The sequence below is a fragment of the Variovorax sp. P4_D9 genome, assembly GCF_056401695.1.
In genome coordinates this window covers 1-701 of sequence record NZ_JBFUIU010001685.1, presented here as the reverse complement: position 1 = coordinate 701, position 701 = coordinate 1, and the positions used below count along the sequence as shown (strand labels likewise).

General features: G+C 62.5%; 1 protein-coding gene and 1 pseudogene. Both read right to left on the bottom strand.

Annotated elements, in window-relative coordinates:
• The coding region (locus AC1DY5_RS57765) for an ABC transporter permease subunit (RefSeq protein WP_478123061.1) at nucleotides 1–391 on the bottom strand (391 nt) is incomplete at its 3' end.
• A 3-nt stretch (nucleotides 392–394) separates the two neighbouring features.
• A pseudogene (locus tag AC1DY5_RS57760) lies at nucleotides 395–701 on the bottom strand (branched-chain amino acid ABC transporter permease); the annotation flags it as partial.

Below are 701 nucleotides of genomic sequence, written 5' to 3'. Positions count from 1 at the left end.
TGGCAAAGGTGGTGCCGGACTTCTTCGTCGTCACGAAGCCCAGCAGGACCGCGAAGAACATGCCACCCAGTCCGCCGACCAGCGGGATCAGCACAAGCGGCACGGGAAGGCTGCCCTGGGTCGCCAGATTCATTGCATGAATGGCGATGAAGGCCCCCATGCCCGTGTACACGGCGTGTCCGAAGCTCAGCATTCCGCCCTGTCCGAACAGGATGTTGTAGCTCAGGCAGATGATGACCAGATAGCCCATCTGCGACAGCATGGTCAGTGCAAGGCTGCTGCGGAACAGGATCGGCGCCAGCAGCAACAGGAGCGCGAACAGCGTCCATACGATGGCGCGGCCCACGTTCCAGGGCGTGAAGCGATAGTAGGAAACAGTAGACGTCGTCATGCGTCAATCCTCCCGGGTGCCGAGCAGGCCCTTGGGCCGGAAAATCAGGATCAGCACCAGGAACAGGTACGGCAGGATGGGCGCAACCTGCGAAATCTTGAGACTGAGGAGTTCGTAGCCGAAGGTCTGGCTGGTGACGCTCATGCCCAGGGCCTGAAGTCCGCCCGCGAACGACTGGTCCATCGCGACCGCGAAGGTCTGCACCACGCCGATGAGCAGGGATGCCAGGAACGCGCCGGCCAGCGAACCCATGCCGCCGACCACCACGACCACGAAGATGATCGAGCCGACAGACGCAGCCATGCCTGGT